This window comes from Azospirillum sp. SYSU D00513 (genome assembly GCF_017356015.1).
GTDB lineage: Bacteria > Pseudomonadota > Alphaproteobacteria > Azospirillales > Azospirillaceae > Azospirillum.
Window position 1 is genome coordinate 89,157 of sequence record NZ_JAFIQV010000030.1, and the last position, 8,442, is coordinate 97,598.

4 protein-coding genes, 1 tRNA gene, 3 pseudogenes and 1 other annotated feature are annotated in these 8,442 nt (G+C 60.7%); of the genes and pseudogenes, 3 read left to right on the plus strand and 5 right to left on the minus strand.

Features of this window, described 5'->3' with window-relative positions:
• Positions 1 to 59: 59 nt before the first annotated feature.
• Positions 60 to 296 carry a hypothetical protein gene (locus JUB11_RS21385; RefSeq protein ID WP_207460656.1) on the minus strand — a complete coding sequence of 79 codons (237 nt, stop codon included), beginning with the start codon at positions 294 to 296 and terminating at the stop codon, positions 60 to 62.
• A gap of 206 nt (positions 297 to 502) precedes the next feature.
• Here JUB11_RS21385 and JUB11_RS21390 point away from each other — a divergent pair.
• Positions 503 to 594: transfer RNA gene (locus JUB11_RS21390), tRNA-Ser, on the plus strand.
• Positions 595 to 1,171: 577 nt separating this feature from the next.
• Here JUB11_RS21390 and JUB11_RS32860 read toward each other — a convergent pair.
• The 4 genes and pseudogenes from JUB11_RS32860 to JUB11_RS21405 form a co-directional block, all read right to left on the minus strand.
• Positions 1,172 to 1,553: pseudogene (locus tag JUB11_RS32860) on the minus strand (IS3 family transposase); the annotation flags it as partial.
• A 79-nt stretch (positions 1,554 to 1,632) separates the two neighbouring features.
• Positions 1,633 to 1,716: a sequence feature (AL1L pseudoknot), on the minus strand.
• Positions 1,660 to 1,945, minus strand: a pseudogene (locus JUB11_RS32865) (IS3 family transposase); the annotation flags it as partial. It overlaps the preceding feature by 57 nt.
• A gap of 213 nt (positions 1,946 to 2,158) precedes the next feature.
• Positions 2,159 to 3,835: a hypothetical protein gene (locus JUB11_RS21400; RefSeq protein ID WP_207460657.1), complete on the minus strand. Its 1,677-nt coding sequence runs from the start codon at positions 3,833 to 3,835 to the stop codon at positions 2,159 to 2,161.
• A 5-nt stretch (positions 3,836 to 3,840) separates the two neighbouring features.
• Positions 3,841 to 6,540: a glycosyltransferase gene (locus tag JUB11_RS21405; protein WP_207460658.1), complete on the minus strand. Its 2,700-nt coding sequence runs from the start codon at positions 6,538 to 6,540 to the stop codon at positions 3,841 to 3,843.
• 1,035 nt (positions 6,541 to 7,575) lie between these two features.
• Here JUB11_RS21405 and JUB11_RS21410 point away from each other — a divergent pair.
• Positions 7,576 to 8,229, plus strand: a complete 654-nt coding sequence (locus tag JUB11_RS21410; RefSeq protein ID WP_348771482.1) for a GDP-mannose 4,6-dehydratase — start codon at positions 7,576 to 7,578, stop codon at positions 8,227 to 8,229.
• Positions 8,229 to 8,339, plus strand: a pseudogene (locus JUB11_RS32870) (GDP-mannose 4,6-dehydratase); the annotation flags it as partial. The gene JUB11_RS21410 and the pseudogene JUB11_RS32870, both read left to right, overlap by 1 nt.
• Positions 8,340 to 8,442: the final 103 nt, after the last annotated feature.

An 8,442-nucleotide genomic window follows, 5' to 3' on the forward strand; every position in this document is an offset into this window, starting at 1 on the left:
CGGCGCCCCGGTGGCCGGAGCGGTCCTCTGTTCAGCCTCGGGCTTCAGGCCCGGGGCCGTCAGGCGACATGCAGTTCGTGGACCTGCAGGTGCTTCGGCCGCCGGCCGCGGCGCTTGGGCATGGCCAAGGCGAGGGCGCTGCCGTCCTGACCGCGCAGTTCGGCCTTAAGCTCCTGGAGGGAGCGTTCCAGCAGCTCCCGCTCGCGCTTGTCCTCGCGGTCGGTGATCTCGAAGTAGCTCAGCTTGATCTCGACCAGATCGATCAGCGTCTCGGCGCACCGTCTCGAAAGCCCCATGGCATCCCCCGCGGATGAGGTTCATCGGTCACACGGACGATCCTCGCCCCGTCCAGGCAGAAAGTCGATAAAATTTTATATAGATTTGTCCCTTTCCGTTTGTTTTGGCCGTGCGTGCAGAAAGCGCAGCCGAAAGCGTTGACAAGCCCATCCCCGGACGGCTAGAAACCTCCCACGCCAGCGGTGCTGTTGAGCACCGGCCCTGCGGAGGGGTGGCCGAGCGGCTGAAGGCAACGGTTTGCTAAACCGTCATACCGGGAAACTGGTATCGTGGGTTCGAATCCCATCCCCTCCGCCACTTTCCCGAAAGGCAAGAGGGGCAAAACCTGGGCAAGGCCTTGGCCGTATAGAACGGTACAGCGCTAAAACGTAAAATTCCTAATGCGTCCAGAGCATAGCTTGGAACCTTGAAGGTAGCGTCTGCTCGGACTTTTGCTTCTGTTACCCCCAAAAGGGGTTGGGTCCGCGAAGTGGCTCAGCTTTTTACTAGAGCCTAGCAGGCTTGAAGTACACTGTCTGGCGTCTGGCGCGGCCATCAATCAAGCACCGTCGATCGAACAATTCTGTCGTGCGTGAGGGCTCAGGGTTTCCACTGTGCAGCCTTTCCGCTGCTTTACGGGCCTCCTGACGCTCAAGCTTCTCCAGTGGCATTGTCCCCCTTTGTCACGACAGCCTCCGGTTCCAGGCGAAGACAAGCGCCCTTCCTTGCAGCGTCCATTTTGAGCCTCAGGATGGCCCTCTGGGCATTTTGGCTACGGGGGGCTGGCGGGAAACTTTCTCAGAGTGCACTTGGGGCGCTCCTGAGGCTCGTGGCGTTGATGAAGGATATTTGCCGTTCAACCGCATCGAGTTTCCTGGAAGCTGTTTGGGTTGAGTCACGCCGCCGTGGCGACGTCCTCCGCTTGGGCATAGCAACGTGCTTCGGCCTTGGCGGGAGGAATGTTGCCGATGGGTTGGAGCAAGCGTCGGTTGTTGAACCAGTCCACCCATTCCAAGGTGGCGAAGCCTGGAACTGGCGGTTCACCTGGTCAGCCGGCTCTCACGGTTCCGTAGCGGAACCGCTGCCGCCGCAAAGGGGCACGGCACCGCACGGTCGCCGATCGTGGTCCGAACCGCCTTGCCCCGCATCGTTCCCCTCAGGCCCATCTGGCGCATCAGGCGTGCCACCGTGCGGCGCGCCATCTCCAGGCCCTCCCACCGCACCTGCCGCCAGATCTTCCGTGCCCCATAGACCTGATTCACATCCCAGACCCGCTGGGATGGCCCCGCTCAGCTCCGCGTTGCTTCGCGAGCGGGCCGGCGCCTTGGCCGGATCGGCTCAACCCGGTGGACGGCGCGGTGCTCCCCGATCAAGTCGGGGACCGATGAAGGCGATCATTTCCTGAACGGGCGGTCGAACTCCGCCTGGGCGAAATACGCCGAGGCCTTGCTGCGGTGATCTCGTTGGCTTGGCTCAGTCCCCGGACCTCGCGCTCCAGCGCCTTGATCCGCTCCTGCTCATCCGTCGTTGGGCCGGGCCGTTTGCCCTGGTTGCGTTCGGCCTGACGGGCCCTGCCCCGCAGCGTCTCGAGAGTGCAGCCGATCTTCGACGCGATCGAGCTGATCGCCGCCCACTGCAAGGCGTGTTCCCCTTCGTGCTGGAACACCATCCGAACGGCGCGCTCGCGGACTTCAGGGGCGTATTTGACTGATGCCTGTTTCGTCGTGAGGACCCCGCTCTCTCAGAAGATGGAGCTTCCGGGAACCCCGGTGCGGTTCAGGCAACTGCGGCCCAGCTCTTGCGCGTGAAGTGCGCAAGAGTCACCGAGCCGGGGCAACTCCATTTGGTTGTAGTAAGCGGGGCGGCGCAGTGCGCCGCAGCATCAGGCCGCCGAATCCATAGCGAATTCCGGCGCGGGTGATGCGGGGGCCGCCGCCTGTCCTGGGGAAACGGGAAGCTCGTAAAGCGGGACGGCGGTTTCGAAGAACCAAGTGGCGAAGGCCTTGCGCTCTTGGGGCAATCGCAGACGCGCGTCCGCGCTCCTGCCCCAGCGCCGCTCCCAAACGATCAGCATTAGCTTGGTGAAGGGCGGATCGCCGACCGGAGATGCATCGTTGATGATAGCGGTCTCGTGAATAATCTTCCAGATGCTGTTGGTTTTGAAACATGGAATGTCTGCTGCGCCATCGGTCAGGCACCAGAGCAGATAACGGAGCGCGCCGTCGTGCAAACGAAGCGGAAAGGCCTTGCGCAGGTCATCACGCGCCCACCAGACGGCGTGCATCTGCTGGTTGATGGAAACCGGCAGGCCGGGCGTTATGCCGTCAAGGGCGGGGCTATCCAACCAATGCCTGAATTCAGGAGTATCGGCCAGGGGACTATCCGCGCCCAGGAGCCATAGACAATAGCACGCCCGACCCGAAACGGCCGAAAGGTCGAAAGCAGCCTGCAAGTCGGGGCGCTGCTCCCACAATGCTACCGCGATGGCCGGTAGCGGAACAGCCATACCGGACAGTTCGAGGACGGAGTTTGGCGATCCAATAAGGGCCATAACCTCTGCGTGTGAGGAAAAGGGGGTAGGCACCCGGGCGGAGGCGAAAGGTTCCATTTTACGGTAACAACGCCGTACCTCGTGTGGGATGCGGGTTCCATTGGCGAAGCGGTCGAACCCATAGGGGATTGTCCGGCATTGCTCATGGCCGCTCGCGCGGACCGCGGCGACATACGCGTCCGCCAACGCCTGCAGGTCGCCCAGATCTTCGTAGGTAAAGCGGTTCTGGTGCTTCGAAAAAGATCCAGAGACGCTGGGATTGATGCCGCTGAAATGGACGAAATGCACGGGTCGGCCGGCTGCTGTCAATCCCTTCGGGGTATTGGCTACTGGACGATGCAGCAGGTTCCAATAGGCAAGGTTGTAACCGGGATGGCGCAGGATTTTGATGTTGTTGAAGAAGCAGGGCGCGAGGTCGATCCATTTCTGGTCCGTGAACACCCCACTCTGGGGCTCGTCGTAGACGCAGTGATAACGAAGCTTCTCGCACCACCACTTCAGGAATGCGTCGGCGTCCGCACCTCGGGACAGGGCGAGGAAGCCGAGGTTGAACACGCCCGCGCGCATGATCGCCTGGTCGTCCGGCAGCATACCGTCATCGAGTGACTGCGTGATGTGCGGCGTCAACACCATGAAATGGTCTCGAAGCGCGTCGTGCACATGGTTCAGCCGGCGTAGGACGTAAATGTCCGGATCCAGGTACACCGCATTCCGGTATGCCTGATTGCGGAATAGCTTTGCGAAGGCGTAGGGCTTGATCGCGGTGGCGAATTCGATAACGTTGTAGCGAAACTTGAAGGCTTCGAATTCCGGAAGGTCTAAGGCGCTTGGGTGGACGACGGGAAACGGCTCGCTGTTTTCGTTTATTCCGTGGCCCCAATCGTCCGCGATGAACCAGATGAAGTTTACGTTATGATAGGCTGCCCGCAGGGATTGATACAGCGAGCGCACATAGGCGGCGTAGTTACGAGCCGCGATGGTGAAAAAGACTGTTTCTTTTGCTGACATTGCCATCACCTGCTCGAAATGACGCCGACGCGGGACGGCGCGTCAGAGTTTAACACCGTTTGGGCCAGCGCTTGCATTCGGGCGCGAACCATGCGCCCGATGGTCTGCGGGTTGAACTGCTCGCAGATGAACCGCTGCGCGTGCCGCCCGAGTTCCGCTCCGCATCCCGGATTGTAGTAAAGGTCGCGCATATGCCAAGCTGCGTGATCGACATCCGGATCGGCCCAGGACTGCCCTTTGCCAAACGGGTATTCTCCCGGCCCGACGCCGACCAAGTCGGTCCGGACCAGCCGGGCGTTCCAGGCGAGACAGAAGTCCTTGGTCGCCGAATAGTCGGTCACGATCACGGGCTTGCCGAGCAGCATCGCCTCTGCTGGTCCGAAGCCGAAGCCTTCAGCACGGTGGAGCGACAGGTAGCAATCGCACAGTTCGATCAATCGCACGATTTCGTTCCGGCGCAGAACCTGGTCGAAGAGGTGGATGCGGGGGTCCTCCGCTGCTGCCGCTGCTAGGGCCTGCCACACCGGGTTGCTAGCGTCCGCATCCATCGACTTAAGAACGAGGCATGCTTTCTCTTTGCCCGTCGGAAAGGCCCGTTTGAACGCTTCAATGCAAGCGAACGGATTCTTGCGCGTGATAAAAGACTTCCAGTCAAAGGCGAAGAAATAGCAATAGCTATCCTCCGGCAGCCCGAAATGGCCGCGCGTCAGCCGCGCACTCTGCTCGTCCGGAGGATCAATCTGGACGGGCAGTGGGATGTACGTCACCGGCTTGGTCGTCCGGCGCCGGATGGCGTCGAAGATGAAGCGGCTCGGCGCCCAGATCTCATCAACCAAATCGATGGAAATGTCGAAGGCCTCGGGGAACTCTGCCAATTCCCACAGCCAATAGCCGATGATGTACCTGTCTTTGAAGAAGTCGGTGCCGAGCGCCCCGAGTGAATGCAACATCTGGTCGGCATTGATGTGCAAAATGGCGCAGGGATGCTCATGCTTTTCCTGTACCAGCCATTGATCGACCGAGGTATCCCGTTGGTGATGGCCGGCCGCGCTGATGTTCACCACCGAATGCTCAATGCCGGATTGCTGGAAGGCGCGCATCGACATGCGCATGTGCTGGCCCATGCCGGACTCCGCCCGCGCGTACCCGATCAGTGTCGCGCTGGGGCTTATGGGACGGATTCCGCTCCGGCCGGCCTCGGAAGCGTCGTCGGCTCGGACCGCTTCCCGAAGCAAGTCCAGTCCAGATGCTAGCGGCGCCGGCAGGGAGAGATGCGCAACCCAGGGCGCAAGTAGCCACCGCCATCCCTTGACCGACTCCAGGGCAGCGTCCGCCGGCATATCGGGGGACTGGCTTGCCAGGAGCCATGCGAGCAACGGAACTCGGGTGCCCGATTCCTGCAAAGGCACACCCGTGGGGGTGTTGAGCAGATCCGTGGGCAAGAGCCGGGGATCGAGGCCGAGCGATGCTGCTCCATCTGTCACGAACCACAACATGTATTTGGCGGCGTCGCAGGGCTCGCCGATAGAAAATGCGGTCTGCAAGTCGGCGCGGCTCTCCCAGAGCCATAGCATGAACCGCGTGAGGAACAGGGAGACGCTGTGGCTGTAGACGATGACCTGCCGCTCGGCTGCGATCTCGTTCGCCACACTCCAGGGAATGAGGTTGTCCGGAAGCTGATTTCGGACGCCCGCGTCGGTGAAGAACCATATTGCCTTGTGAGCCACGGACGCCTGCGGCGCCGGCACAATGACCGACACTCCGTCCTGCCCGGTCCGCACCGCCTCCACGATGCCCGGCAGGCCCTCGCTGCGCGTCACCAGTGCGGGCCAGGGGAGAAGCATCTTGGGAAGGGAATCTGTGGCGATGATGCCTTCGAGAAAGGCCATGGTGCGCCGGGCGGCATCTCCATCGGCCGCTTCGCTTGCCGAGGACGCCAGTTCCCTTACGGCATCCTGGTGCTTGAGCATGAGGCGCAAGAAGACGCTTTCCCCAGGCGCAGCCGGATGCGCCGTTGCGCCCGGCGGACGGAGCAGTTCTTTCCACGGCACGAAGTGCTTTAGCCACGGATAGTCGTTCTTCTGGTTCATGCACCAAACCAGGAACCGGTACCGCCCCTCCGGCTCGCCGATGTTGAAGTTGGTCTGTAAATTGGGGTGACAGCTCCAGACAATGGCCAGCATGCGGTTGAGTTCGCAGTCACCCTCCACCTCGTTCCACTTGCCGCAGTACGGCTGCATAAGGCCCTTCACCGGTAGGAGATGCGTCAGCGGGGGTGTTCTGGAGAAAGCATGTTTGACGAATTCAAAGATGATTTTCGTTCTGGATGCAGTTGCGTTGTCGTTCACTTGGCCGCGCCAGAAACAGTACATCACCATCGACAGCGGGATGGCTTCAGTCTCCGGCTCCCTCTGCAGGGAGCAGTTCGCATAATCGGTGGCGTGAAGCGGCTTGGGAATTTTGTAAAGCTGCGCTCCGGTCGTCCAGTACCAAAAGAGAAAGGCAGCGCGTCCCTGCTCAGTGGAAATATCGAAATGACTCTGGATCTCGGGGTGCACCGACCAGAACAGATACATGAACTTCGTAAGGTGGCAGCCTGCGATCGTTGTCTTGAATTGGGCGTTTAGGCGGTCATAACCCATCACCTCGGCATCGAATCCGTACTGGTCCGCAGCATTCAAGTAGAACCAAAAGGCATATGCCATTCGGGAGTTTGTATCTGACAAGGAAAATTGGGCGCTGAGATCCGGCCTTTGGCGGTGAACGCCAAGCATAATTTTGTTTATAGGAACGATGTCGGTTATTTTCCCGACATCTTCTTGCAGCAGGTCCTTTATATTCACCGAATGTCCCCAAAAGCTCCAAATAAAAGGTCGACCATTATCGGAGGCATTCCGATCTTTCGGCGGAACTGTCTCTAACTTACGCGTAAGCACAAATTTTTACTATCTGTTGTGCCAGATGCCAAGCGCCGAATCATGTGGAATGCTTAATGTTACAGGCGCCGGGCGCGCGTGGCGCTGTAGGGTGTCACGTTGTAACGATGGAGTTTAGTGAAGTGAGGCGCGTTGGCTGGCGAAGCTGGGGAGGCGTTCCATTTCGGGCCGGGACTGATCATTGGCGTGGAGGTTGGCGAATAGCGTCAGCGGCGGTTCACCATGGCTTTGCTCCTGGAGATGATGATCGACTTGCCGCAGCAGGACCCCACCCAATGCCGCTGGCGGCCGTTGTTGCGTTCCAAGGCGACGCTCTGATTTTTCAATGATAGTGCCGCCCGGCCGGCAGGACCGTGTCATCGATGGCGAACTGGTCCGTGCAGAACAGTCGCGTGCCCCAGCGTTGCAGGCGCTCATACAGAGGCCGGAAGGTGGCCTTGCCACGGTTGCCGCATTCCCAATCGATCAGGCCCCCGTCATCGCGCTCATATGCCTTCCGGATCCAGAGTTTCTTAGCCTTTCAACCGAGATAATGTCACATCTCGTCGATCTCGATGATGTTGCCCAGGGTTCCGCCCGTTTTACGGATGCATCGTTACACCGTGACACCCTCGACTCCTCACCAGCCGGGCTCCGTGCACGCGCATTGTTGTCGCATGTCCTCGCTCAAACGAGCATTGCCGCTGCAACTCGGGTCGGGTATTAGATTGCGCTTGCAACGTGATAGATGACTGTCCGCGCATGGTTCAAGCGGGCCGAACCGAGAAGGAACAAGGGCTTGTCAAAAGTCGCTTGGTCACCGGCGTGACCGGCCAGGACGGAGCTTACTTTTCCGAGCTTGCTCTGGGGAAGGGCTACACCGTCCACGGCGTGAAGCGGCGCTCGCCCTCCTCCAACAGCGGCCGCGTAGAGCATCTGTACCGGCTGTACGCCTCCAACCGCATCTTGATCAACCAGGAGAGCCCGATCTGCGGCGAGACCTTCGTCATGCGCAAGATTACCCGCACTGTCGCCGCCGTCCATCTAGGCCAGCAGGACTGCCTGTGCATCGGCAACCCGGACGCCGAGCGCGACTGGGGGCACGCCCGTGACTATGTCGAGGGGATGTCGCGAATCCTGCAGCAGGACACCCCTGACGACTATGTGCTGGCGACCGGCGAGATGCACACCGTGCGTGAGTTCGTCGTGCGTGAGTTCGTGGAGCGGGCCTTCGCCCACGTCGGTCGCCGGATCGTCTGGCACGGTGAAGGCATGGACGAGCAGGGCATCGACGAGCGCAGCGGCAAGGCAATGGTGCGCACCGACCCGACCTACTTCCGCCCAACTGGGGTGTACCTGCTGCTGGGCGACCTGTTGAAGGCTAAGGGCTGGCTCGGCTCGTCCCACAAGCCCCGCTTCCGCGAGCTCGTCTGCGACATGGTCGAGGCCAACATGACTCTGAGTGGCGGGGGTTCCTGATGCCGGGGCATGGGAAGCGGGCCCTAATCTTCGGCATTTCCGGGCAGGACGGCGCCTGGCTGAGCCAGCTTCTCCTCAACAAGCGCTATGAGGTGCATGGGACCTCGCGCGACTGCGAGGTGTCGGGACTATCCGGAATTTCGTGCTCGGCGGGGGTATGCTGAGAACGGAAGGAGCCCCCGATGGCACGACGCAAAGAACCGATCATCCCCG

What these genes read in the sequence shown, in the direction of transcription:
- JUB11_RS21385 (WP_207460656.1), bottom strand. Translation starts at nt 296, where the DNA reads ATGGGGCTTTCGAGACGGTGCGCCGAGACGCTGATCGATCTGGTCGAG.
- JUB11_RS21400 (WP_207460657.1), bottom strand. Translation starts at nt 3,835, where the DNA reads ATGTCAGCAAAAGAAACAGTCTTTTTCACCATCGCGGCTCGTAACTAC.
- JUB11_RS21405 (WP_207460658.1), bottom strand. Translation starts at nt 6,540, where the DNA reads ATGGCATATGCCTTTTGGTTCTACTTGAATGCTGCGGACCAGTACGGA.